Origin of the sequence: Neorhizobium sp. SOG26, from assembly GCF_003491345.1 — a bacterium.
Lineage (GTDB): Bacteria > Pseudomonadota > Alphaproteobacteria > Rhizobiales > Rhizobiaceae > Neorhizobium > Neorhizobium turbinariae.
On the sequence record NZ_CP025512.1, the window covers coordinates 2601063 to 2625795 of the forward strand.

At 62.4% G+C, this 24733-nt stretch carries 28 protein-coding genes; 18 read left to right on the forward strand and 10 right to left on the reverse strand.

Annotated elements, in window-relative coordinates; genetic code table 11:
* The first annotated feature begins 32 nt into the window (after positions 1-32).
* Positions 33-548 (forward strand): disulfide bond formation protein B, encoded by a 516-nt coding sequence (locus CYG48_RS12905; RefSeq protein WP_118850745.1) that lies wholly within the window; start codon positions 33-35, stop codon positions 546-548.
* Between the two features lie 33 nt (positions 549-581).
* On the opposite strand, the gene CYG48_RS12910 is transcribed toward CYG48_RS12905, so the two are convergent.
* Positions 582-1139: an HNH endonuclease gene (locus CYG48_RS12910; protein ID WP_118850746.1), complete on the reverse strand. Its 558-nt coding sequence runs from the start codon at positions 1137-1139 to the stop codon at positions 582-584.
* Positions 1140-1224: 85 nt separating this feature from the next.
* A complete protein-coding gene (locus tag CYG48_RS12915; protein WP_245450341.1) occupies positions 1225-1884 on the reverse strand; it encodes a DNA-3-methyladenine glycosylase family protein in 660 nt (219 codons plus the stop codon).
* Positions 1885-1960: 76 nt separating this feature from the next.
* Here CYG48_RS12915 and gluQRS point away from each other — a divergent pair, with 76 nt between their 5' ends.
* The gene (gene gluQRS, locus CYG48_RS12920; RefSeq protein WP_118850748.1) at positions 1961-2842 is read left to right on the forward strand and encodes a tRNA glutamyl-Q(34) synthetase GluQRS; all 882 of its coding nucleotides are present in this window, start codon (positions 1961-1963) and stop codon (positions 2840-2842) included.
* Here gluQRS and CYG48_RS12925 read toward each other — a convergent pair.
* Positions 2771-3742, reverse strand: a complete 972-nt coding sequence (locus tag CYG48_RS12925; RefSeq protein ID WP_118850749.1) for a YihY/virulence factor BrkB family protein — start codon at positions 3740-3742, stop codon at positions 2771-2773. The genes gluQRS and CYG48_RS12925 overlap by 72 nt on opposite strands.
* A gap of 71 nt (positions 3743-3813) precedes the next feature.
* On the opposite strand from CYG48_RS12925, the gene CYG48_RS12930 reads away from it, so the two are divergent.
* The 7 genes from CYG48_RS12930 to CYG48_RS12960 all read left to right on the forward strand — a co-directional run bounded on the left by CYG48_RS12930 (position 3814) and on the right by CYG48_RS12960 (position 9093).
* On the forward strand, positions 3814-4647 hold the full coding sequence (locus tag CYG48_RS12930) for an SDR family oxidoreductase (protein ID WP_118850750.1): 834 nt from the start codon (positions 3814-3816) through the stop codon (positions 4645-4647).
* Between the two features lie 8 nt (positions 4648-4655).
* Positions 4656-4859 (forward strand): twin transmembrane helix small protein, encoded by a 204-nt coding sequence (locus tag CYG48_RS12935; protein ID WP_118850751.1) that lies wholly within the window; start codon positions 4656-4658, stop codon positions 4857-4859.
* A 12-nt stretch (positions 4860-4871) separates the two neighbouring features.
* Positions 4872-5444 (forward strand): cob(I)yrinic acid a,c-diamide adenosyltransferase, encoded by a 573-nt coding sequence (locus CYG48_RS12940; protein ID WP_118850752.1) that lies wholly within the window; start codon positions 4872-4874, stop codon positions 5442-5444.
* Positions 5445-5467: 23 nt separating this feature from the next.
* Positions 5468-6214: a rhomboid family intramembrane serine protease gene (locus CYG48_RS12945; RefSeq protein WP_118850753.1), complete on the forward strand. Its 747-nt coding sequence runs from the start codon at positions 5468-5470 to the stop codon at positions 6212-6214.
* A 140-nt stretch (positions 6215-6354) separates the two neighbouring features.
* Positions 6355-7101, forward strand: coding sequence for an electron transfer flavoprotein subunit beta/FixA family protein (locus tag CYG48_RS12950; protein ID WP_118850754.1), 747 nt, complete (start codon positions 6355-6357; stop codon positions 7099-7101).
* 29 nt (positions 7102-7130) lie between these two features.
* On the forward strand, positions 7131-8060 hold the full coding sequence (locus tag CYG48_RS12955; protein ID WP_118850755.1) for an electron transfer flavoprotein subunit alpha/FixB family protein: 930 nt from the start codon (positions 7131-7133) through the stop codon (positions 8058-8060).
* Positions 8061-8211: 151 nt separating this feature from the next.
* On the forward strand, positions 8212-9093 hold the full coding sequence (locus CYG48_RS12960; protein ID WP_118850756.1) for a 3-hydroxybutyryl-CoA dehydrogenase: 882 nt from the start codon (positions 8212-8214) through the stop codon (positions 9091-9093).
* A 6-nt stretch (positions 9094-9099) separates the two neighbouring features.
* On the opposite strand, the gene tlpA is transcribed toward CYG48_RS12960, so the two are convergent.
* The gene (gene tlpA, locus CYG48_RS12965) at positions 9100-9771 is read right to left on the reverse strand and encodes a thiol:disulfide interchange protein TlpA (protein ID WP_118850757.1); all 672 of its coding nucleotides are present in this window, start codon (positions 9769-9771) and stop codon (positions 9100-9102) included.
* Positions 9772-9796: 25 nt separating this feature from the next.
* On the opposite strand from tlpA, the gene argH reads away from it, so the two are divergent.
* From argH to CYG48_RS12985, 4 genes are all read left to right on the forward strand, one after another.
* On the forward strand, positions 9797-11200 hold the full coding sequence (gene argH / locus CYG48_RS12970; protein ID WP_118850758.1) for an argininosuccinate lyase: 1404 nt from the start codon (positions 9797-9799) through the stop codon (positions 11198-11200).
* Between the two features lie 86 nt (positions 11201-11286).
* A complete protein-coding gene (lptM, locus tag CYG48_RS12975; RefSeq protein ID WP_118850759.1) occupies positions 11287-11493 on the forward strand; it encodes an LPS translocon maturation chaperone LptM in 207 nt (68 codons plus the stop codon).
* Positions 11494-11508: 15 nt separating this feature from the next.
* Complete coding sequence (gene lysA, locus CYG48_RS12980; RefSeq protein ID WP_118850760.1) at positions 11509-12777, forward strand: diaminopimelate decarboxylase; 1269 nt, start codon at positions 11509-11511, stop codon at positions 12775-12777.
* 133 nt (positions 12778-12910) lie between these two features.
* Positions 12911-15595: a TIGR02302 family protein gene (locus CYG48_RS12985; protein WP_118850761.1), complete on the forward strand. Its 2685-nt coding sequence runs from the start codon at positions 12911-12913 to the stop codon at positions 15593-15595.
* 121 nt (positions 15596-15716) lie between these two features.
* Here CYG48_RS12985 and CYG48_RS12990 read toward each other — a convergent pair whose 3' ends face one another.
* The 3 genes from CYG48_RS12990 to CYG48_RS13000 form a co-directional block, all read right to left on the reverse strand.
* Positions 15717-16094, reverse strand: coding sequence for a response regulator (locus CYG48_RS12990; protein WP_118850762.1), 378 nt, complete (start codon positions 16092-16094; stop codon positions 15717-15719).
* 112 nt (positions 16095-16206) lie between these two features.
* Complete coding sequence (gene hpt, locus CYG48_RS12995) at positions 16207-16749, reverse strand: hypoxanthine phosphoribosyltransferase (protein ID WP_118850763.1); 543 nt, start codon at positions 16747-16749, stop codon at positions 16207-16209.
* Between the two features lie 62 nt (positions 16750-16811).
* A complete protein-coding gene (locus CYG48_RS13000; protein WP_118850764.1) occupies positions 16812-17468 on the reverse strand; it encodes a hypothetical protein in 657 nt (218 codons plus the stop codon).
* A gap of 203 nt (positions 17469-17671) precedes the next feature.
* On the opposite strand from CYG48_RS13000, the gene ftsE reads away from it, so the two are divergent.
* From ftsE to CYG48_RS13020, 4 genes are all read left to right on the forward strand, one after another.
* Complete coding sequence (gene ftsE / locus CYG48_RS13005) at positions 17672-18331, forward strand: cell division ATP-binding protein FtsE (protein ID WP_118850765.1); 660 nt, start codon at positions 17672-17674, stop codon at positions 18329-18331.
* Between the two features lie 97 nt (positions 18332-18428).
* Positions 18429-19379: a cell division protein FtsX gene (locus CYG48_RS13010; protein ID WP_199925297.1), complete on the forward strand. Its 951-nt coding sequence runs from the start codon at positions 18429-18431 to the stop codon at positions 19377-19379.
* Between the two features lie 63 nt (positions 19380-19442).
* The gene (locus CYG48_RS13015; RefSeq protein ID WP_118850767.1) at positions 19443-20159 is read left to right on the forward strand and encodes a YdcF family protein; all 717 of its coding nucleotides are present in this window, start codon (positions 19443-19445) and stop codon (positions 20157-20159) included.
* 90 nt (positions 20160-20249) lie between these two features.
* Positions 20250-21041, forward strand: a complete 792-nt coding sequence (locus CYG48_RS13020; RefSeq protein WP_118850768.1) for a lysophospholipid acyltransferase family protein — start codon at positions 20250-20252, stop codon at positions 21039-21041.
* Here the strand turns inward: CYG48_RS13020 and CYG48_RS13025 are convergent.
* Positions 21038-21604 carry a gamma-glutamylcyclotransferase gene (locus tag CYG48_RS13025; RefSeq protein WP_245450342.1) on the reverse strand — a complete coding sequence of 189 codons (567 nt, stop codon included), beginning with the start codon at positions 21602-21604 and terminating at the stop codon, positions 21038-21040. The genes CYG48_RS13020 and CYG48_RS13025 overlap by 4 nt on opposite strands.
* Before the next feature lie 11 nt (positions 21605-21615).
* Here CYG48_RS13025 and CYG48_RS13030 point away from each other — a divergent pair, with 11 nt between their 5' ends.
* The gene (locus tag CYG48_RS13030; protein ID WP_118851648.1) at positions 21616-22620 is read left to right on the forward strand and encodes a DUF2125 domain-containing protein; all 1005 of its coding nucleotides are present in this window, start codon (positions 21616-21618) and stop codon (positions 22618-22620) included.
* 6 nt (positions 22621-22626) lie between these two features.
* On the opposite strand, the gene CYG48_RS13035 is transcribed toward CYG48_RS13030, so the two are convergent.
* Both CYG48_RS13035 and hisC read right to left on the reverse strand, forming a co-directional pair.
* Positions 22627-23556, reverse strand: coding sequence for a prephenate/arogenate dehydrogenase family protein (locus CYG48_RS13035; RefSeq protein WP_118850769.1), 930 nt, complete (start codon positions 23554-23556; stop codon positions 22627-22629).
* Positions 23553-24662, reverse strand: a complete 1110-nt coding sequence (gene hisC, locus CYG48_RS13040) for a histidinol-phosphate transaminase (RefSeq protein WP_118850770.1) — start codon at positions 24660-24662, stop codon at positions 23553-23555. Before hisC ends, CYG48_RS13035 begins: the two co-directional genes overlap by 4 nt.
* Positions 24663-24733: the final 71 nt, after the last annotated feature.

Below are 24733 nucleotides of genomic sequence, written 5' to 3' on the forward strand. Positions count from 1 at the left end.
CAAGTGGCCGGTGTCATCATCAGGAGAGGCCCATGGCCCTTTCAGCTTCCGCCACTCGCGCCCGATCAGGCTTCAACGCCGCAGTCGTCGTCACGCTCGGCATGGCGGTGACCGTCGGCGGCGCGCTCGCCTTCCAGCATATCGGTGGCTACATCCCCTGCGCGCTTTGTCTGCTGCAACGCGACCCGTATTACTTCGGCATCCCGGTCGGGATCGTTGCGATCGCCGCTTCCGTGCTCAATCTGCCAGGCTGGATCACCCGCGCGCTCCTCGTCGTGATCGGCGTGATGATGCTGGTGGGTGCCGGCATGGGCGTTTATCATTCGGGCGTCGAATGGGGCTTCTGGGAAGGACCGGCGAGTTGCGGCGGCGCAGCCGGCGTCACCACCAACGCCGGCAATCTCCTGTCCGACCTCAATACCGTGCATGGCCCGTCGTGCACGCAGGCCGCCCTTCGCATCCTCGGCCTGTCCTTTGCGGGCTGGAACGTGATCGCGAGCCTTATCCTCGCAGCCATCGCTTTCATGGGCGCAAAAAAGGCCGCATGACGCGGCCTATCCTGCGGTGATCGCAAAGCTGGCTCAGGGCTGCAGCTCGGTATCCCAGTAGAGATAGTCCATCCAGCTTTCGTGCAAGTAGTTCGGCGGGAAGAGACGCCCGTTGTTATGCAGATCCTGCACCGTCGGCTGGTAGGGCCTCTGGTGCGGGAACATGCCGGCCTGCTTTGGCAGCTTGCTGCCCTTGCGCAGATTGCAGGGCGAACAGGCCGCCACCACATTGTCCCAGGTCGTTTCCCCGCCGTGTGCCCGCGGGATGACGTGATCGAAGGTCAGTTCGTCATGGGCGCCGCAATACTGGCATTCGAACTTGTCGCGCAGGAAGACATTGAAACGTGTGAAGGCGGGATTGCGCGTCGGCTGCACATAGGTCTTGAGGCTGACGACGCTCGGCAACCGCATGGAAAAGCTTGGCGAGCAGACCGAATGTTCGTATTCGGCGATGATGTTCACACGGTCGAGGAAGACCGCCTTGATCGCGTCCTGCCAGGACCACAACGACAAGGGATAATAGCTCAGCGGCCGGTAGTCAGCGTTCAGCACGAGCGCCGGCAGGGCCTGCGGGGAGACTGCAATCGTCAAGTGACGCTCCTACCCGATTCGGCATCTGTATTTTCTATATTAGGTCCGCTGTTACAGGATTGTGAAGCCCAATAATGCAGGGCTTTTACTGCAAAGGTGATTCTGTGATCGGCGCCACCTGACGGCGCATTTCACTGGCGTAATAGGCCCAGAAAAGCCGGGCAGCGACCGAGCGCCAGGGCGTCCAAACCTCAGCCATCCGGGCAAGTTGCCTGGCGGGTGGACGCTCATCCATGGCAAAAGCATGGCGAACCGCTGCTTGCAGCGCCACATCGCCGGATGGGAAGACATCCGCATGCCCGCAGCAGAACATCAGGTAGACTTCAGCCGTCCAGGGGCCAATGCCGGGAAGCGAGGTCAAGGCCTTCAAGGCCTCGTCCGCCTCCATTGCGCCAACCGCTTCGAGATCGAAATGCCGGGCGACAAGCGCGCTCGCGAGGTGGGACAACGTCGCCGCCTTGGCGCGTGACAGCCCGAATGTGGCAATGACCTCCGGGGCAAGCGCCGCATAATGCTCGGCGGTTACCGGACCGGCAGCCGTGATCCTGCGCCAGATCGCATCGGCGCTCGCTCGCGAAACCATCTGCGACACGATGATCGATGCGATGCCTGCAAAGCCGGGCTCGTTCAGCCGAAGCGGCACAGGCCCTGCCCGCTCGATGATGGACACGAGCCGTGGGTCGAGCAACGCCAGTTCTTCCAGGCCGGCCCGGATGTCACTTTGGTCGCGGATGATCCTCTTCATCGCCGCACCTCCACTCCGAAACCCTTGCTCGCCTTGCCCTCTTTTGCCTGGGGCGTTTTCCGTGGCAGAAGAAACCATGCCAGCACATCCACGTCAAAAGCCTGTCTTCCGCTTTGCTCCGAGCCCAAACGGCTCGCTGCATCTGGGCCACGCATTGTCTGCCTTCCTGAACTTCGATTTGGCGCAGGAGAATGACGGGCGCTTCCTGCTCCGCATTGAAGACATCGACCGGACCCGCTGCACACCCGGATTCGAAGTGGCGATTTACGAGGACCTGGAGTGGCTTGGGCTCGATTGGGAGAAGCCTGTGCGCCGGCAGTCGGAGCATTTTCCGCTATACCAGTCCGCGCTGCAGTCCCTGATCGACCAAGGCCTCGCCTACCCCGCTTTCATGACGCGCGGCGAGGTGAAGGCGAAGGTGGCAGCCTTCGCGGCGGACGGAAAAACATGGCCACGCGACCCGGACGGCTCGCCGCACTATCCATGCGATGACCGTCGGATGAGCCGGGACGAGCGAGAGGCGCGGCAGAAAGGTGGGAAGACCTTTGCTTGGCGGCTCGACATGCAGGCGGCCGTGGCGCGGCTGAAGCAGCCGCTCTCCTGGATGGAAACGGGCTCAGGTTCGCAACAGGAGATCGCAGCCGATCCCGCAGCCTGGGGCGATGTCGTGCTGTCACGCTCCGATGCGCCCTCGAGCTACCACCTCTCCGTCGTCGTGGACGATGCTGTGCAGGAGATCACCCATGTCGTGCGCGGGCGCGACCTCTACCATGCCACCGCCGTCCATCGTCTGCTGCAGGAACTGCTGGGGCTTCCCGCGCCGATCTATCATCACCATCGCCTGATCCTCGGCACCGATGGCAGGAAGCTGTCAAAGAGCGAAGGTTCAACCGGACTTTCGGTTCTGAGGCATGAGGGCCGCACCCCCGCCGACATCCGCCGCATGGTCGGGCTCTAGCCCGTGATGGCGGGCGTGCCGTTCCTTGCGACGGCGCGAGAACACCGAATAGATCCGGTATTTCATCAGTGCGGCATTGAGTTCGGCGCCGAGCATGAAGATCACCCCGACCATGTAGAGGAAGATCAGCACCACCATGATCGAGGCGAGGCCCGCATAGGTCGCAGAGTAATTCGCAAAGGTCGAAAGATAGGTCGCAAAACCGAAGCCGAAGGCGGTCCAGACAACAACCGTCATCACCACGCCAGGCAAGACGTCGATCAGGCGTCGCTGCCCCGCCGGCAGCCATTTGTGCGAAAGCACAAGTCCGACGAGCAGCACGACGCCGGTGCCGATCAGCCCCCAATTGGCGATCGCGCTCAGGTCTTCCAGCAGTTCCGGAAAGCGTGTCTGCGCAAAACGGGCGGCAACGGGTAGCGCCACCAGCACGATGCTGATTGCCGCGAAAACCACGACGGCGGCAATGACATACCCGAGGCTGGCTAACCGGGTAACGTACCACGGCCGCGTTTCCGGCACGCGGTAGGCACGGTTCAGGGAGATGCGCAGGGCCTCGACACCGTTCGAGGCGAAATAGGCTGCTGCCAGCACCGACAGCGTCAGCAACCCGCCGCGCGGCATCAGCAGCACCCGCTGGATTTCCGAGGCAATCGGCTCGGCGATATCGGCCGGCCATGTATCGAAGAGCAGGTGGATGGCGGTCGCGGAAAAGTCGCCTGCCCCGAGGAAACCGGCAAGCGCGGTCCCGAAGATCAGGAATGGAAACAGCGCCAGCAGACCCGACAAGGCGACATGGCTCGCCATCGCCCACCCGTCATCCTCCGTAAAATGGCAGTAGGCATCCCAGACGACTTTGAACGCCAGCCTGTACCACCGGAAGGCGCGGATCTCTTCTGACAATGGGAACTCCGTTGTGACGACCTAGAAAATATGAAACTAGGGCATGAACACATAACAGAAAGCAGCAGCGAATGGACGACAACAGAACGATCATCGTTACCGGCTGTTCCTCCGGCATCGGCGCCTACTGCGCGCGTGCCCTGAAGGCAGATGGCTGGCGCGTCTTCGCCACTGTTCGCAAGGAGGCAGATCTGGCACCGCTCGAGGCTGACGGCATCGAAGCGCTGCTGATGGACTACACCAAGCCGGACACCATTGCGGCGCTGGTCGACACGGTCCTCGAGCGCACAGGCGGTCGGCTCGACGCACTGTTCAACAACGGCGCTTACGGGCAGGCCGGCGCTGTGGAGGATCTGACGACGGACGTCTTGCGGATCCAGTTCGAGACCAACCTGTTCGGCTGGCATGAGCTGACCCGCAGGCTGATCCCGGTGATGCGGGCGCAGGGCCATGGCCGCATCGTCAACTGCTCGTCGATCCTTGGCATCCTGCCCTATCGCTACCGCGGCGCCTACACGGCCTCGAAATATGCGCTCGAAGGGCTGACGATCACCATGCGGATGGAGCTTGAGGGCAGCGGCATAACGGTCAGCCTCATCGAGCCAGGTCCGATCGCCTCCAGGTTCACAGCGAATTCGCTCATCAAGATCCACGAGAATGTCGACCTTGAGGGCTCGGTCCATGCCGAACAATACAAGCGGCAATTGAAGCGGCTGGATGGACGCGGACCGGTCAGCCGTCATAAACTGGGACCGGACGCGGTGTATGACGTGTTGAAGCACGCCTTGACCGCACCGCATCCCAGGCCACATTATCTTGTAACCAAACCTGCAAAGCAGGGCGCCTTCCTGAAGAGAATTCTGCCGGCTGCGCTCTTCTACAAGCTCATGCGCCGGATCGATTGAGAAGATAGATGTCCAGTTTCACCACCGTACTGACCCTGATCGTCATGGGTCTTGTCGTGCTCGTGCTCATCCGCGGGCTTTTCAACATGCTCAAGGGCACTGACGCCAACAAGTCCAACAAGCTCATGCAGATGCGCGTGCTCTTGCAGGCGATAGCAATCGTGCTCATCATGCTCACGCTCTGGATCACGGGCGGCGGGCGCCCGACCTGATGTGATGGCGGGATGGTAAAGCTCAACAAGATCTACACGCGCACCGGCGACGATGGCACGACGGGCCTCGCCGCGGGACCTCGGCGCGACAAGCACGACCTGCGGGTCGAGGCCTATGGCACGATCGATGAAACCAATTCGACGGTCGGGCTTGCCCGTCTCCACACGTCAGAGATGGAAGAACTCGACCGGATGCTCTTCCGCATCCAGAACGACCTCTTCGATCTTGGCGCCGATCTTTCGACGCCCGATACCGGCGAGGTTCTGGAATACGAACCGCTGCGCATCATCGACGCGCAGACGGCGCGGCTGGAATCCGAGATCGATGAGCTCAACGCGCATCTTGATCCGCTGCGTTCCTTCGTGCTGCCGGGCGGCTCCCCGGCGTCCGCCTACCTGCATCTGGCGCGCACCGTGTCGCGCCGGGCGGAACGGCTGATGGTCGAGCTGTCACGGCACGAGATCGTCGGCAAGGCGGCGCTTGAATACATCAACCGGCTATCGGACTTCCTGTTCGTCGCGGCGCGTTATGCCAACGAAAAGGGCAAGGCCGACATTCTCTGGGTTCCCGGGAAAAATCGCTGACGAGAAGGCGGGAGAGGCAAGTCATGTTCATCCCCCTTCACGACGCCGTCGAGCTCAAATACATCCGCGTCCAGTATGTCACGATCGGCATCATCGTCGTGAACGTGCTGGCCTGGCTGTTCACGGCAATCGCCTCGCCGGAGGCGGTCGAACATGCATCGCTTGGCCTCGGCTTCATCCCCGCCGTCATCTTCGATTATGCGATCCTCGACCCGTCCCTGGTCATCGTGCCGGATGATGCGACCTTCATCACCTACGCCTTCCTGCACATGGACTTCTGGCACCTCGCCTCCAACATGCTGTTCCTCTGGGTCTTCGGGGACAATGTCGAGGATGCGCTTGGGCATATGCGGTTCTTGGTCTTCTACCTCCTCTGCGCCGCCGCGGGCGCTGCCGTCCACGGCTTCGTCGCACCCTCGGCGGAAGGGCCGCTGATCGGCGCGTCTGGCGCCATTTCCGGTGTGGTCGCCGCCTATTTCCTCCTGCATCCGCGGGTGCGGGTCTGGGTTCTCGTGCTTTTCCGTATCCCGCTGCCGCTTCCCGCCTTCATTCCGCTGGCGGCGTGGATCCTCCAGCAGTTCGTGATGCTGGCCCTCGATATGGACGGCGTGGTGTCCTGGGGCGCCCATGTCGGCGGCATCATTACCGGCGCCATTCTGGTTCTCGTGATGCGCCGCCCGGGCGTGCCGCTCTTCGACCGCGAGATCGTGACGCCGAAGGCCGTGATACCCAAATCTGGAGCCGCCAACGTCGTCACGGCCAGCGAATAGAACTATGAGAAAACCGCACAGCGCGGCGGGCGATTGGGCGTTGTATTCGCCTGAAAAATGCGTATCCATGTCGCCCACTGACAAACGAGGAACCGGCAAATATCGCAGTTTGCCGTGATTTTTAGTCAAGGAAGGACCCCATGAAGATCCTGGTGCCTGTGAAGCGCGTGGTGGACTACAACGTGAAGATCCGTGTGAAGCCGGATGGTTCGGGCGTTGAGCTGGCCAACGTGAAGATGTCGATGAACCCCTTCGACGAAATCTCCGTTGAAGAGGCGCTGCGCCTGAAGGAAGCCGGCAAGGCCGAGGAAGTCGTGGTTGTGTCGATTGGCCCGGCCAAGGCGGAAGAAACCCTGCGCACCGCGCTGGCCATGGGCGCCGACCGGGCGATCCTGGTGGAAACCGATGCCGTGGTCGAGCCGCTTGCGGTCGCCAAGATACTCAAGGGTGTCGTTGAAGCCGAACAGCCGGGCCTGATCATCGTCGGCAAGCAGGCGATCGATGACGACAGCAACCAGACCGGCCAGATGCTGGCGGCCCTCCTGGGCTGCGGTCAGGCAACCTTCGCCTCCAAGATCGAACTCGCTGCCGACAAGGCAACCGTGACCCGCGAAGTCGATGGCGGCCTGCAGACGATCGAAGTGAAGCTCCCGGCCGTTGTCACGACGGACCTGCGCTTGAACGAGCCGCGCTACGCTTCGCTGCCGAACATCATGAAGGCGAAGAAGAAGCCGCTCGACAAGAAGACCCCGGGCGACTTCGGCGTCGATACCGCGCCGCGCCTCACCGTGCTGAAGACCGAGGAACCGGGCGGCCGCAAGGCTGGCATCAAGGTGAAGTCGGTTGAAGAACTCGTCGCCAACCTCAAGACGGCCGGCGTGCTGTAACAACCCGGAAGAGATAGGAGAACATCATCATGGCCATTCTTCTTCTGGCAGAACACGACAACCAGAGCCTCAACGACCAGACCGCCAAGGCACTGACGGCGGCGACCCAGATCGGCGGCGACGTTCATGTGCTGGTGGCAGGTTCGGGCGCCCAGGCGGCTGCCGATGCGGCTGGAAAGCTTGCCGGCGTATCCAAGGTGCTGCTCGCCGATGACGCAGCTTATGCCAACAACCTGGCAGAGCCGCTTGCCGACCTCATCCTGTCGCTCGCCGGTTCCTACGACGTCATCATCGCCCCGGCCACGGCATCGGCCAAGAACGTCCTGCCGCGCGTTGCAGCGCTCCTCGACGTGATGCAGATCTCGGAAATCATCGAAGTCGTTTCGCCTGACACGTTCAAGCGCCCGATCTATGCCGGCAACGCCATCCAGACCGTGCAGTCGAGCGATGCCAAGAAGGTCATCACCGTACGTGGCGCGTCCTTCGCCGCTGCGGCAGAAGGTGGCTCGGCGTCGGTCGAAGCTGTCTCCGGCGGCTCCAACCCCGGCGTATCGAGCTTTGTTTCCGACGCGTTGTCGTCTTCGGAGCGCCCGGAACTGACGTCCGCCAAGGTCATCATCTCCGGCGGCCGCGCACTCGGCTCGGCTGAAAAGTTCCAGGAAGTCATCCTGCCGGTTGCCGACAAGCTCGGTGCCGCCGTTGGCGCATCGCGTGCAGCGGTCGATGCAGGTTACGCCCCAAACGACTGGCAGGTTGGCCAGACCGGCAAGGTGGTTGCACCGGCGCTTTACATCGCCGTCGGCATCTCGGGTGCGATCCAGCATCTCGCCGGCATGAAGGACTCGAAGGTCATCGTCGCGATCAACAAGGACGAGGAAGCTCCGATCTTCCAGGTGGCCGACTACGGCCTCGTTGGCGACCTCTTCGAAATCCTGCCGCAGCTCGAAAAGGCGCTCTGATTCCTCCTTTTCGCAGTTGCGAAAAGTTCTGGAAAATTAAGAGCCAGCGGAATAACAATCTTGCCGGGCTGCCATTCGCAGTCCGGCATTCTATTATCAATGCGCGCGCTAGTAATTTAAGCGCAGAAGACAAATCTCCGGGAGTGAAGCGATGAGTTCGGTCATCAAGAACATTGGCGTCATTGGTGCAGGCCAGATGGGCTGCGGTATTGCCCATGTCTCGGCACTCGCCGGCTACAAGGTGCAGATGTACGATCTGTCGAAGGACCGGATTGAAGCAGCACTGGCCACCATCAATGGCAACCTGGCGCGCCAGGTCTCCAACGGCAAGCTGTCGGACGAAGACCGCCAGAAGGCCCTGAAGCTCATTTCCGGCTCGGCCGACGTCAATGATCTCGCACCGATGGACATGGTCATCGAGGCTGCGACCGAAGACGAAAGCGTCAAGCGCAAGATCTATGCGCAGGTCTGTCCCGTGCTGCGCCCGGACGCGCTCCTTGCCACCAACACCTCCTCGCTGTCGATCACGCGGCTTGCTTCCGCGACCGACCGCCCCGAGCGCTTTATGGGCATCCATTTCATGAACCCGGTTCCGGTCATGAAGCTCGTGGAACTGGTGCGTGGCATCGCGACCGACGAGACCACCTTCCAGGCGGCCAAGGATTATGTCGCGGCGCTGGAAAAGACGGCAACAGTCGCCGAAGATTTCCCGGCCTTCATCGTCAACCGCATCCTGCTGCCGATGATCAACGAGGCGATCTACACGCTTTACGAAGGTGTCGGCTCTGTCGAGGCAATCGACACGGCCATGAAGCTTGGCGCCAACCATCCGATGGGCCCGCTGCAGCTTGCAGACTTCATCGGCCTCGACACCTGCCTGTCGATCATGCAGGTGCTGCACGATGGGCTGGCCGACTCCAAGTACCGCCCCTGCCCGCTGCTGGTGAAGTATGTCGAAGCTGGCTGGCTTGGCCGCAAGTCCGGCCGCGGCTTCTACGACTACCGCGGCGAGACGCCGGTGCCGACCCGCTAATCGGTTTTACACGCCGCCCTTGGCGGCCGCGATCAGCGCCTTGGCGTCCGGGCTATCCCAGGCGGCAGGGCCATTCATCGCCGAGATCAGGCAACCCTGTTTGTCCATGACCAGCGTCACGGGCAAACCGAAGGCGAGACCTTCCTTCTTCAGGGCATTGAAGACCCCCATCGAACTGTCGCGGTAATAGCCGAGCGCGTCGACGCCATATTCGGCCAGGAACGCCTTCGGCTTGTCGTCGCTGCCGGTGTCGATGTTGACGGTGACGACCTCGAAGTCTGCGCCTCCCATTTCCTTCTGGAGCGTATTGAGGGCCGGCATTTCCTCCCGGCAGGGGCCGCACCAGGTAGCCCAGAGATTGAGGAGCACGGTCTTGCCCGCGAAGTCGGCCGTCTTCAGATCCTGACCGTCCGGGCCCTTGAATGACAGGTCCAGCGGACGCGGCGGTTCAGCCGCCACCATGGCAGCCACCTCACCCTTGGAGAAGGCCGCAACCGACTTCACCTTGGTGACGGCACCCTCGCAGGCACCCGCCGATGCGACCAGCGACCCCTCGCCGCCATTGCCAGACCCCATATTCCTCACGTATACCGCCCCGGCGCCGGCGATTATTCCCAAAACCGCGGCAATCAAGATCAACCGGACGGAAGGAAGGCCGAAAGGTCTTTTGGTCGTCATCAACTACTCCAGGACTCGGATACTCATGGCCGACGGCACGAAGGACGCGACATCCTCCAACCAGATGTGGGGCGGGCGTTTCGCCTCAGGGCCGGACGCGATCATGGAGGAGATAAATGCCTCGATCGGTTTCGACAAGAAGCTCTACGCCCAGGACATCCGCGGCTCTATAGCGCATGCGGCCATGCTGGCTGAAAAAGGCATCATCTCGCACGAAGATAAAGACAAGATCGTGCAGGGCCTGAACACGATCATGTCAGAGATCGAGAGCGGCCAGTTCGAATTCTCCCGCAAGCTCGAAGACATCCACATGAACGTCGAGGCGCGGCTGGCAACGCTGATAGGCCCGGCGGCAGGACGCCTGCACACGGCCCGTTCGCGCAACGACCAGGTAGCGCTCGATTTTCGCCTCTGGGTGAAGGAAGAACTCGCCAAGACCGATCGCATGCTGACCGACCTGATCGCGGCCTTCCTCGATCGCGCCGAAGAACACGCCGATACCGTCATGCCGGGCTTCACCCATTTGCAGACTGCGCAACCGGTAACCTTCGGCCACCATTGCATGGCCTATGTGGAGATGTTCGGCCGCGACCGGGCCCGCGTGCGCCACGCGATCGACCACCTGGACGAAAGCCCGATCGGTGCGGCCGCGCTTGCCGGCACGCCCTACCCGATCGACCGCCACATGACGGCGAAGGCGCTTGGCTTCCGCGAGCCAACCCGCAACTCGATCGACACGGTATCCGACCGCGATTTCGCTCTGGAATTCCTGTCCGTCGCCGCGATCTGCGCGATGCACCTGTCGCGTCTGGCGGAAGAAATCGTCATCTGGTCGACGCCGCAGTTCGGTTTCGTACGCCTGTCCGATGCCTTCTCGACCGGCTCCTCGATCATGCCGCAGAAGAAGAACCCGGATGCCGCCGAACTGGTGCGCGCCAAGACCGGCCGCATCAACGGCTCGCTGGTCGCGCTGTTGACCGTCATGAAGGGCCTGCCGCTCGCCTATTCCAAGGACATGCAGGAAGACAAGGAACAGGTCTTTGACGCGGCCGAGAACCTTGAACTCTGCATCGCCGCCATGACCGGCATGGTGCGCGACATGACCGTGCGCGCCGACAAGATGCGGGCTGCCGCCGGCGCCGGCTTCTCCACCGCGACCGACCTTGCCGACTGGCTGGTACGTGAAGTGGGCCTTCCCTTCCGCGAAGCCCACCATGTGACGGGCCGCGCGGTGGCGCTAGCCGAAAGCAAGGGCTGCGACTTGTCGGAACTGTCGCTTGAGGAACTGCAGGCGATCAACCCGGCCGTGACGGATGCCGTCTTCAACGTGCTTTCGGTCGATGCCTCGGTTGCCAGCCGGCAAAGCTTCGGCGGCACGGCGCCATCCGAGGTACGCAAGCAGATCGCCTGGTGGCGCAACCGCAACTAGCGGCCACCCTGCCTCGATTAATGACTGCACAAGCGCGCGGAACTTCGCTATGAAGTTCCGCAGTCGCGCTCAACACAGGTTAACCGATGTCGAATTCCCTGGTCACCATCGCCCGCATCACCTTTGCGCTGAGCATCGCCGGCCTGGTTGCCGTCGGATGCGGCCGCAAGGGCGATCTTGACCGTCCGAGCACGCCTGTTGAACAGCAGAACATTCGAAAGAGCGCCAAGCCGGGTGAGCGTACGCAAGAGCCCGTTGCCGACAAGCCTTTCCTGCTTGACCCGCTTCTGTAAATCGCGAGCGCTATCGTGAACCATTTTCAATACATCGACGGCGTCCTGCATGCCGAAAACGTACCGGTGCCGGCCATCGCCAAGGCTGTTGGCACGCCGTTCTACGTGTATTCCACCGCGACGCTGGAGCGGCACTACAAGGTCTTCGCCGAGGCCTTCGCCGACGTCGACGCGATGGTCTGCTATGCGATGAAGGCGAACTCCAACCAGGCGGTGCTGAAGACGCTCGGCCGTCTCGGCGCTGGCGTCGATGTCGTGTCGGGCGGCGAGTTGCGGCGCGCGATCGCGGCCGGCATTCCGGCCAACCGCATCATGTTCTCCGGCGTCGGCAAGACCGTGCAGGAAATGGACCTGGCGCTTTCGATCGGCATCTACTGCTTCAACGTCGAGTCGGAACCGGAACTCGAGGTCCTGAACCTGCGTGCCGAGAAGATGGGCACCAAGGCGCATGTTTCCTTCCGCATCAACCCGGATGTCGATGCAGGCACGCATGCCAAGATCTCGACCGGCAAGAAGGAAAACAAGTTCGGCATCCCGTATGAGCGGGCACGCGCCGTTTACGCGCACGCGGCTGAACTGCCCGGCATCGAGGTGACGGGCATCGACATGCATATCGGTAGCCAGATTACCGAGTTGCAGCCGTTCGACCATGCCTTCCGCCTTCTGCGCGAACTGGTCGACGCACTGCGTTCGGACGGGCACCGGATCGACCACGTCGACATCGGCGGCGGGCTGGGCATTCCCTACAAGGACGACAACAACCCGCCGCCACTGCCCGACGCCTATGCGGAAACGGTGAAGCGGCAACTCCGCTCGCTTGAGTGCAAGATCGTCACTGAGCCGGGCCGCCTGATCGTTGGTAATGCCGGCATCCTGGTGACTGAGGTCATCTACGTGAAGGATGGCGGCGAGAAGAGCTTCGTCATCGTCGACGGCGCCATGAACGACCTGATCCGCCCGACGCTTTACGAGGCCTACCATATGATCCGCCCGGTCGTCGTGCCGCCCGCCGATGCGCCGCGCATCAAGGCCGACATCGTCGGCCCAGTCTGCGAAACGGGCGATTACCTGGCGCTCGACCGCGAGATGGCGCAACCGAAACCCGGCGACCTGATCGCGGTTGCCTCCGCCGGGGCCTATGGCGCCGTGCAGGCCGGCACCTACAATACCCGCCTGCTGGTGCCTGAGGTGCTGGTGAAGGGAGGCGAGTTTCACGTCATTCGTCCACGCGGCACCTATGACGAGTTGATCGGGCTTGACTCCACACCGGCCTGGCTCTCCTGACCATTAACGGGACGTTCACTTTTGCGGGAAAGCGCCTGAATTCGAAGGGCGCCACCCGATCTGCCCTCGTCTTCGCCACAAAGCTTGTTATCTTCAAGGTTTGTTTGCGCCGCCACGATCGGAGACGGATCGCATGAGCCTTGCCCGCAAAGGTGCATTTGAGAATCAGCCGGGTCTCGCACGCCGCGTTGCGCTGAAACGCTCCTTTGCAAGGATCGTCCTCACGGTCGAACGCGTCATGCCGCGGCTGTTGCTGCCGCTCGGCATCCTCGCGCTGTTCCTTTCCGTCGCTTGGTTCGGGATTTTCCGGTTCACGCCCGATTGGGTACGCTGGGTGGTGGTTGGCGGCTTCGGGCTTGCATTCCTGTTCTCGCTGCTGCCGCTGACGCGGCTTCACTGGCCGAGCCCGGATGAAGCCGACCGGCTTCTGGAAGAACGCAACAACCTGCCGCACCAGCCGGTGGCTGTACAGGAAGACCAGCCGGCTTTCGAAACACCGTTTTCGCGCGCGCTGTGGAAAGAACACCAGGTCCGCATGGCTGAGCGCATTGCAGCGCTGGACGCTGGCCTACCGCAGCCGGATATCGCGAGGCACGACCGCTTTGCGCTTCGCGCCGTGCCAGCGCTCGTTTTCGTGCTCGCGCTTGGCTACTCCTTCTCGAACGGCGGCGGGTCGACCGCCGACGCCTTCCGTCCGGCACCGCCGGCACCGAGCATCAACCCGGACCTGCGCATCGACGCCTGGCTGACGCCGCCATCCTATACCGGCAAGGCGCCGGTGTTCCTGACCGGCCAGCAGGCGAATGCCGATGTGCGGACGCTCTCCGTTCCGCAGAATTCTGCCTTGACGGTGCGTGTAACGGGCGGCGAAGGCGGTGAAGAAGTCGTCTTCCAGCCCAAGCAAGGTGGCGATCCGCTAACGCTGGTTACCGAAGAAGCCAAGAAGGCCGCCGAAGCCGCGGCCGAACAGCAGGCAGCCAACGCGCCGGCGGCTCAACAACAGCCGCAAACGGAACGACAGGGTGACCAGCCGCTTGCGCCGCGCACCTATGCCCTTAACGTCGCCGAAAGCGGCAGCCTGACGGCCAACGGCCAGACCTGGACCTTCGACATCATTCCCGACCGCCCGCCGGAAATCGCCTTCGACGGCCAGCCGCGCCGTTCGGTCAATGGCGCGCTTGAAATCGGCTTCACCGGCAAGGACGACTACGGCATTCGCGAGGCGCACGCGCTGATCGAACCTGTTGGCCCCGCTGATCCCGATGCAAAGCCGCTTTACCCGCTGCCGGAATACCGGCTGGACATGCCGCGCCAGAAGGGCCGCGAGGTGAAGGGACTGACGAGTCGCAGCCTGATCGAGCATCCGCTCGCCGGCAAGCGCGTCAAGATCACGCTTGTCGCCAAGGATGGCGCCGGACAGACTGGCCGCAGCCCCTCGCACGAGATGATCCTTCCGGCCCGCGGTTTCTCCGAGCCGCTCGCGGCCGCAGTGGCCGAACAGCGCCAGGTGTTCTCGCTCGATACGCGGCAGATGCCGCGCGCGATTGCGCTCAACGAGGCGCTCGCCCTGCGCCCGGACGAGACGATCCCCAACCTCAGCCACTTCCTGCTGATCCGTTCGGCACTTGGCCGCATGGAGCTCGCCCGCAACGACGAGCAGATGAAGCAGGCAGCCGACTACCTCTGGGAAATCGCTCTCGGCATCGAGGACGGAGATCTATCCGCCGCCGAACGTCGCCTGCGCGACGCGCAGCGGAACCTCTCGGAAGCGCTGGAGCGCAATGCTTCCGACGAAGAGATTGCCCAGTTGATGAAGGAACTGCGCGAAGCAATGCAGCAGTTCATGAACGAGCTTGCCCAGCGGATGCAGAACGCCCCGATGGCGCCGAACAACATGCAGGCACAGAACGTCATCCGGCAGCGCGACCTGCAGAACATGATGGACCAGATTGAAAACCTGGCCCGCTCCGGCAACCGTGATGCCGCCCAGCAAATGCTCAACGACCTGCAGCGGATGATGAACAACCTGCAGGCAGGGCGTCCCCAGCGCCAGCAGCAGGGGCAGCAGCAAACGAGCAAGATGCGCCAGCAGATCGACAAGCTGGGCGAGATCATGCAGGAGCAGCAGCGGCTGATGGACCAGACATTCAAGCTGGACCAGGCCCTGCGCGACCGCATGCAGCGTGGCGACCCGCAACAGGGCGATCAGGGCGGCGAAGAGCAGGGCCAGCAACAACAGGGCCAGCAGAGCCAGCAGGGCGATGGCCAGCAGAACACCGAGCAGATGACGGCCGAACAGCTGCGGGAAGCGCTGAAGAACCTGCGCGCCCAGCAGGAAGGCCTCGGCAAGAAGCTGGAAGAGCTGCAAAAGGGCCTGAAGGAGCTCGGCATGCAGCCGGGCGAAGGTTTTGGCAAGGCGCAGAGTGAGATGGGCAATGCCGGCAAGGCGCTTGGCCAGGGCCAAGGCCAGGAGGCCGTGCAGGGCCAGGGCAACGCGCTCAACGCACTGCGCCAGGGCGCCCAGAACATGATGCAGCAGATGATGCAGGCCATGCAGCAGGGCCAGGGCCAACCCGGCCAGGGTCGTGACGGCCAGGGCGAGGACATGACCTCGCAAGGTGGCCAGAATGGCCGCGATCCGCTCGGCCGGCCGCGGTCGACATCAGGTCTGGATTTCGGTGACCAGGTGAAGGTGCCCGACGAGATCGACGTGCAGCGGGCACGCGAGATCCTGGAAGCGATCCGCGAAAAGCTCGGCAATGCTTTGTCAGGCGACGCCGAGCGACAGTATCTGGAACGGCTGCTGGAGATCCGGTGACGTTGTAGGTGGCGGAGACCCGCAATCGCTGCCGCCTCACCCACAAAATCCATGACTTAGCTGAAGCCAAGTTCCAGAAATTGCAAGTGGGCCGGTCAGGACATCCCGACCCAGCAAGTCATCAAGCGGCCTGCGAATCGGTCTGCGCCAAAGCGGACGCGACCGCACGGCGAATATCAGGAAGTGCGAAGGGCTTCTGCACCACGTCGATGATCTTGGCAGACAGGTCCTCGGCGCGTTCGCGCTGTTCCGCATAGCCCGTCATTAGCAGGATCTTGAGGTCCGGGAACCGGTTGGACGCCTGGTGTGCCAGCTCGATACCGTCCATCACCGGCATGCGGATGTCGGACAGCAAGAGGTCGAACTGCTCTTCCTCGAGCCGTTCGAGGCCTTCGGCACCGTCACCCGCTTCGCGCGTCTCGTGGCCGTCCAGCCGCAACGCCCGTGCTACGAACATGCGCAGCGAATCCTCATCTTCGGTGATCAGGATTTTTGCCATGGCGATCTTGCTCCCTGCCCTGTTCGTGTTGGGAGCAACTGACCAGAGTTTCCTTTTCGAGGCGTAAACAGATCCTCGAACAGCCGCTGATGGTTAACGGCTGGTATGCAGGCTAGGCATCGCCCGTGACGACACCGACGAACGGCAACTCGCGGAATGCGTAGGCCACATCCATGCCATAGCCAACCACGAAATAGTCCGGGCATTCAAAGCCGACATAGTCTGCCTCGAGCTCTTCCTTGCGCTTTACGCTCTTGTCGAGCAGCACGGCGATCGACACATGGCGGGCGCCACGCTCGTAGAGCATCTCCTTGGCGAACTTCAGCGTGCGGCCGGATTCGAGGATGTCGTCGATCAGCAGCACGTCGCGGTCCTTCACGTCACTGTCGATATCCTTGACGATGCGCACGCCCTGCGAAACGGTTCCGGTGCCGTAGCTGGAAAGCGTGATGAACTCGACCTCGGGGGCAAGGCCCACGTCGTGCAGCGCACGGATCAGGTCGGCCGCGAAGATGAACGAGCCCTTGAGGATCGCGATGACCAGCAGGTCCTTGGTCGGGCCCTGCGCAATCTTCGACGCGATGTCACGATTGCGCTCCGCAATCTGCTCGGCAGTATAAAGCGGCTCGATGATTTTGCCGCGCACGACGGGCATGAGGTTCTCCTGCGTGTCCGTAAAATGCGGCGATACCACAATCAGGGGAAGAAGAGAAAGCCTCAGACGCCCTGTTCTGCAAAGCTGAGCCTCAGATCAGGCAGTTTTCCCCCAGGCTGCGGCACCCGAGCCGAAAATCCGCGGCTATGACCGCCTGCAATGGCGGTGGCCGGCGGCGAGATCAGCGTCGTCGTCAGGAGCTTTTCGCCAGACAGGAGTTCGGCGCGGATTGCGGGCATCTTCTGGCTGCCCTCGCTGCGGTTTTCGATGACCCCATTGATCAGGAGCACCTTCATGCCGTCAGCATCCTGAGGCGTCATCGTCACATGGGCGATGTTGAGCGCCGGGGTCTCTGCGGGTGCGGAGGAACCGTTGAACAGGAACGAGAAACCGCCTGCCGCGGCAAAGACCACGACGAAGACAAATGCCACGACCGCGGAGAACAAATCCGCCGGCATTCCCAGCAACGCCTTTTCGAGGGCATGGACGCGGCTCGGCTCCACCTTGTCATTCTGGACCTGCCGCGCCTCGCCTGCGCGCCGGTTGTCGTTATGGGAAGCATGCGGCTGCGGCGCCCGTGGGTCCCGCACCGTCACGAATTGCGCATCGACAACCTCGCCCCGGCGCGAACCGCTGCGCCGGGATCTGCCAACGGCATCCGGCGGCAGGATGTCCATCCGGATCACGTTCTTGGCTTGCTGGGTGCGAAAGGTGCTCATCGGGGCCCTCTTCGGCCCGCAACAACCTAAAGGTGGAGCGGGCATTGCAACGAATCCCGCCCAGTCGTAAATGGAAATGGTTAATGCTCCGGAAACATGGCCTGAAAAACGCCTGTTTCAGCGGCTGATTTACCTTCCGTTTACCCGCGTCGTTAAGAGATAACGATCATCAGAGTCTTCCAGAGCCGGGACTGCGTCATCCGTTGATTCATTTCGAAAATGTCGGTCTGCGCTATGGGATGGGCCCGGAAATTCTCCGGGACATGACATTCGACATCCCCAAGCGTTCGTTCCAGTTCCTGACCGGCCCGTCGGGTGCGGGAAAAACGACGTTGCTGCGCCTGCTGTTCATGTCGCTGAGCCCGACGCGCGGCATCATCCGCATGTTCGGCCGCGACCTGTCGCAGATCCCGAGCAACGAGCTGCCGATGCTGCGCCGGCGCGTCGGCATCGTCTTTCAGGATTTCCGCCTGCTCGAACACCTGACGACTTACGAGAACGTGGCCCTGCCGTTGCGCGTCAGGGGCAAGGATGAAAGCTCCTACCGCAGCGACGTGATCGAGCTTCTGAAATGGGTGGGGCTCGGTGAGCGTATCAATGTGCTGCCGCCGGTGCTTTCGGGTGGGGAGAAGCAGCGCGCCGCGATTGCGCGTGCGCTGATGGACCGGCCGGAAATTCTCCTTGCAGACGAGCCGACCGGCAATGTCGACCCGCCGATGGCACGGCGGCTGCTCAACCTGTTCCTTGAGCTCAACCGGCTCGGTACCGCCGTGGTGATCGCAACCCACGATCTCGGGCTGATGGACCAGGTCAACGCCCGGCGGATGATCCTCACCGAAGGGCGGCTTGATATCTATGAATAAGGCCCTTCGCCCCAAACGGCCAGCGGCAGCGCGGCAACCGGAGCAGCCGGCAACGACCCATTCTCAGGCCGCGCCGCAACAGCCGCGACGCACAGAGATGCGGGTGCGCCCGACCGCACCCATCCTGCCGCCGTCAAACATCCAGGGCAATGCGCTCATGGTGGTGATCGCCATCATGGCCTTTCTTGCCTGCCTCACGCTCGGTGCGGTCAGCATGGTGCGCGCCACCGCTTCCAGCTGGCAGAGCCAGATTTCCCGCGAAATCACCATCCAGATCAAGCCGGAAGAAGGCCTCGACATGGATGCGGCGCTGAAGAAGGCGCGCGAACTGGCGCTCACCTTCGTCGGCACCCGCGAAGGCACAATCATGGATGACAGCGCCACGGCGCGTCTTCTCGAACCGTGGCTCGGCGCCGGGCTGAACCTCGATGACCTTCCCGTGCCGCGCCTCGTCATCATCACCATCGATGAGCAGAACCCGCCCGACTTCGCTGCAATGCGCGATCTCCTGAAGACCGAAGTGCCGCAGGCCTTCCTCGACGACCATCGTACCTGGGTCGACCGGTTGGTCTCCATGGCCCACACGACGGTGCTGATCGGCACCGGCGTGCTTGTTCTCGTCTTCACGGCGATGGTCCTGACGGTGATCTTCGCCACCCGCGGTGCGCTGTCCGGCAACCGGCATATCGTGGAGGTGCTGCATTTCGTGGGTGCCGAAAGCTCGTTCGTGGCGGGCGAATTCCAGAAACACTTCCTGAAGATCAGCATCAAGGGTTCGGCGGCCGGTGGCGCGCTGGCCGCCGCCCTGTTTGCAATCGCCAATGTATGGCAGGCGAATTCGCTCGCAACACCCGAAAGTGACCAGGCGACAGCGCTCTTCGGAACCTTCACGATCGGCGTCACCGGCTACCTCGGCATCATCGCCACGATCGGCGTGATTGCGCTGCTCACGACGCTCACCGCCCGCTTCACGGTGATGCGGACGATCAACGAAATCGACCTCATCCGATCCGACCCTGCCCGTACCGATGGGCTGCCCGCTCCTTGAACCCATGCACCTCGGGCTATAACTTGGGGCTGTTCGCGCACGAATCTCCTCTCATGGATAGTGATGACTACGGCCCAGATGACACCAGATAACGGAGCACCGCCCCGCAAGCGGCCGGGCCTGTTTTCCCGCAGGGGCTGGCTGCGCTGGACCGCGCGCCGCATCATCATGGCCTCAATCGTCTTCGTTGCCATGCTGTTCGGCGGCTTCCTGTGGTTCGCCGATTCGGTGACCTCGCTGAAGGCGCCCGATGGCGTGAAGGCCGATGCGATCGTCGTGCTCACCGGCGGCTACCTGCGCATCGAGCAGGCGCTTGGCCTGCTGCGCGACGGATCTGGCCAGCGGCTGCTGATCTCCGGCGCCCACCCATCCACGACGCCGAACCAGATCCGCAAGGCAACGCAAGCCTCGTCGGACCTCTTCGCCTGCTGCGTCGACATCGGTTACGACGCAATCGACACGATCGGCAATGCCAGCGAGATCAGCCGCTGGATCCACGACCACGGCTACAAGTCTGTGCTGGTGGTGACCAACAACTACCACATGCCACGCAGCCTGCATGAACTGCGGCGCTCGGACCCGAACACCGAGTTCATCCCTTACCCGGTCATCAACTCGGACCTGACGCGCAAGGCCTGGTTCACGGAACCGGACGTGGTGCGCACCATGTTGTCGGAATACGGCAAGGTGGTCCTGACGACGATCCGCGACTGGCTTGGCATTGAGCGCGGCACCGGGCTCAGGACCGAGGAAAGCGCTGCCGCCAAGCACAAGAGCTAAGCGCCACCGACGCTTCTCTAGACATCGAAAGACGCTTTTTTCACAACCTGTTCTCGTGTAGGCACGCCTGAACAGAAGGATTTCCTGTTCATGCTGCTGCTGCGTTCGGTTCTCTTCAATATCGCCTTTTACGCCAACACCATCATCCGGATGATCGTGCTTTCGCCAATCTATTTCCTGTTGCCGCGCAAGGCCGCCTATCGCATCCCGAAGGCCTGGGCGTCATCCAACAGCTGGTTGATGGCTAAGATCGTTGGTGCGACCTTCGAGATCGAAGGCATGGAGAACATCCCGGATGAAGGCTGCATCTTCGCGCCGAAGCACCAGTCCGCCTGGGACACGTTTGCGCTTCTCCCCTACCAGCGCGACCCGGTCTACATCCTCAAGCGCGAACTGATGTGGATCCCGTTGTTCGGCTGGTATGTCGCCAAGCAGAAGATGATCCCGGTAAACCGCGGCGCCCGCGGCAAGGTCATGGTGGAAGTAATGAACCGCACCAAGGAGGAGATGAACGACGGGCGCCAGCTCATCATCTATCCGGAAGGCACGCGCCGGGCTCCAGGCGCCGAGCCTGCCTATCGCTACGGCATCGCGCGCATCTATCGTGACGTCCAAGTGCCTGTGGTGCCCGTCGTTGCGCATTGGGGCCTGTTCTGGGGCCGGCGCAAGCTCGTGAAGTATCCCGGCCACTTCAAGGTCCGCATCCTGCCGCCGATCCAGCCGGGGCTCGATCCTGATGAGTTCTACGCAAAGCTGATCGAGACTCTGGAAACCGAAAGCGACAGGCTGCTGGTGGAAACGGTCGAAGCCAATCCGCATCTTCCGCTGCCGCCGACGGCAGCCAAGCGCCTTGCCGAACTGAAGGCGCAGGCGACGACCTAAGCCGCGGGCGCCGCGACCGCCTGGCCAACGCTTTCCAGCCAAAGGTCCCGAATGCCCATCTGCTTCAGATGCGCGAGCGTGTTGAAGACATAGGCGTCATTCGGTCCGGATTGGCCCGCAGACAAACGCACGGTGAGCGCTGCATCCTCGATCGACAAAGCGCCGGCATACTGCACATGCTCGCGATCGACGACGTAACCGACCGCCCGCACCTGCCGACCGTCAGTCAGCGTCAGCGGCAGGAGCTTTTCCTTGTAGACGTTGGTGACGAGCTCGCGGCGCCGCAAATAATCGAGAACCTCTTCCCGGTCCCGCTCGTTCACACGGAAGGCAACGCCGCGGCACGAACCGCCACGATCGAGCCCCAAGACCAGCCCAGGCTGCTCCGGCGTCCCGCGGTGAACATAGGATCGCACGCACAGGGATCGACGAAAACCGAAGGCCCGCGCATGGGCCCTTTCCTCAAACGCGAAACCCGGATTCCACATCAGGGAACCATAGCCAAACACCCAGAATTCGTTCATATCGCTCGCTAAGCCGTCATCGAGAATCGAAGCCACCATTGGAGAACATCATGGCAGCGTCAAGCCGAACCGGCGTCAGCGGTAAACTGTGGCTGCTTGCCAGTGGCATCGTCCTTGTCATCGCGCTTTACACCGCCGGCTGGTTTTATGCCGCGTCGCTCCTGCGCGAAAAGACACTGGCGCTGCTGGGCAGCCAGGAGCAGCGTGGCATCTCGGCGATCTGCGACGATGCACAATATCGCGGCTACCCGTTCCGCATCGGCCTGTTCTGCTCGAAGGTTTCGGTGGATGACCGCCAGAACGGCATTTCCGCCACCTTCGGCTCGCTGCGTTCGGCGGCCCAGGTCTATGATCCAGGCCATATCGTGTGGGAGCTGGATTCACCGGTGGAAGTGCGCACCGGGCATGGGCTTGCCCTTTCCACCACCTGGGAAAACTTCCAGTCGAGCTTGATCGCCAAGCTGCGCGGCGTCGAGCGCACCTCGACCGTCATCGACGGGGCAAAGACCAGCATCACCTCGTCCGCCACTGGCCAGACATTCAACCTTGCCTCTGGGCATACGGAAATCCATCTGCGGCAGAACGGCAATGATCTTGATGCCGCCGTCAGCCTGCAGGACACGGACCTGATGGTGAAGGACATGCCGCAACTCCTGCCGCGCCTCACCGCCAACCTGGACGTGACGCTCATCAATCGCGCCGGCATGATCGACGGCAGCGACGCGAACGGCCTTGCGCTTTATGGGACTGAGGGCCAGATGCGCACGCTGTCCGCCGACATGGGCGACGGCAAGGTCATCTCCATCAGTGGCCCCTTCTCGTTTGACGAAGACGGGTACCTCTCGGGCCGCCTGAAGCTCAGGATCGAGCAGATCGACGCCTGGCGCGACAGTTTGAGCGAAGCCTTTCCGCAAATCGCGCCGATGCTCGGCACGGCCGGCAACATGCTCTCTGCACTAGGTGGCGGCAAGAATGCCTCACTCGACCTCAGCATCAAGCGCGGCAAAGTGTTTGCGGGCGGCTTCATCCAGATCGGCGAGATCCCGCCGATCTGATCTGCGCTACTTCTTGACCTCGAGCGCATGCCGGCCGAAGTCTGGCGCGTCGACATCCTGGCCCGCCTGGACAATCGAGCGGCGAATGGCGCGGGTGCGGGTAAAGAGTTCAAACAGCTTGTCGCCCTCACCCCAGCGGATTGCACGCTGTAGATAGGCGAGATCCTCGGAGAAGCGCGCCAGCATTTCAAGGATCGCGTCCTTGTTGTGCAGGCAGACGTCGCGCCACATGGTCGGGTCGGAGGCGGCAAGACGCGTGAAGTCACGGAAACCGGAGGCGGAATACTTGATGACTTCCGACTCGGTGACCGTTTCGAGATCGTCTGCGGTACCGACGATATTGTAGGCAATGATGTGCGGCAGGTGCGAAACGATGGCGAGCACCTTGTCATGGTGCTGCGGGTCCATCTCGTCGATCCGCGAGCCGAGTGCGGTCCAGAATGCCTTCAGCCGATCGAGCGCCACCTGGTCGGTATCCGGCAGCGGCGTGAAAATGCACCAACGATCCTTGAACAGCCCGGCAAACCCGGCGTCCGGGCCGGATTTTTCAGTACCGGCAAGTGGGTGGCCCGGGATGAAATGCACATGGCTCGGCATGTGCGGCGCCATCTGCGCGATCACCGACGCCTTGGTGGAGCCGACATCGGTGACAATGGCGCCGGGCTTCAGGCTGGCCGCGATCTGTTCGGCCACGGCACCAGAGGCACCGACCGGCACTGAAACGATGACGAGATCGGCATCGCGCACCGCCTCGGCGGCCGAGGGCTCGTAATGGGTCCCGAGTTCCAGTTCTTCGGCACGCTTCAGCGTGTCCGTGCTGCGGGTCGAGATCACCACGTCCCGCGCAAGGCCAAGCGCCCGCACGTCACGGGCGATCGAGGAACCGATCAGGCCGATGCCGATCAGGGCGATGCGATCGAAATGTACGGTGCTCATGCGCCCTTGCTCATGAACTCGCCCAGCGCTTCGATGACGCCGCGGTTGGCTTCTTCCGAACCGATCGTCATGCGCAGCGCGTTCGGCAGGCCGTAACCCTTCACGGCACGCAGGATGTAACCGCGGCTCGTGAGGAACTCATCGGCATCCGGCGCCCGCTTGCCGTCGACATCCGGGAAGTGGATGAGAACGAAGTTGGTCACCGACGGCGTCACCTTGAGGCCGAAGGAGGTGAAGGCCTGGGTCAGCTTGTCGAGCCAGAGCGCGTTGTGCTCCACGGACTGCTGCACGAATGCCTGGTCGCGGATCGCCGCGGCACCAGCCGAAATCGCCGGCGCGTTCATATTGAACGGGCCACGCACGCGGTTCAACGCATCCAGGATGCCGGTCGGGCCGTACATCCAGCCGATGCGCAGCGCCGCAAGGCCATAGACCTTGGAGAAGGTGCGCGTCATCACGACGTTCTTGGCCGACGAGACGATCTCGATGCCGGCTTCGTAGTCGTTCTTCCGTACATATTCCGCGTAAGCCGCATCGAGCACCAGAATGACGTTCTTCGGCAGCCCGGCATGCAGACGGCGGATTTCCGAGGCCGGCACGTAGGTGCCTGTCGGATTGCCCGGATTGGCGATGAAGACCATGCGGGTCTTGTCAGTCACGGCCGCGAGGATCGCGTCGACATCAACGGTGAAGTCCTTTTCCTTCACCTCCACCGGCTTGGCGCCCGAGCCCATGATCTGGATCTTGTAGACCAGGAAGCCGTGCTCGGTGATGATCGCTTCGTCGCCGGGGCCGAGGTAGACGTGGCAGAGCAGGCCAAGCAGTTCGTCCGAACCGTTGCCGCACATGATGTTTGCAGCGTTGAGGCCGTGGACGGAGGCGATCGCCTCGCGCAGCATGGTGGCCTGGCCATCCGGATAAATTTCCAGGTTGCCGGCGGACTGGCGGAATGCGTCGATTGCCTTCGGGCTTGCACCAAGCGGCGTTTCGTTGGACGAGAGCTTGAACACCCGCGCCACGCCGGGAGCATGTTCCTTGCCGGGCACATAGGCGGCAATATCCAGAATGCCTGGACGCGGAACGGGCTCACTGCTGACGATGTTCATGGGATCAACCTTTACCGGAAGGGCTTGTGCGATAATCCAGTCGGATTAAAGCCGAAAGCCGCCTTTGTCGA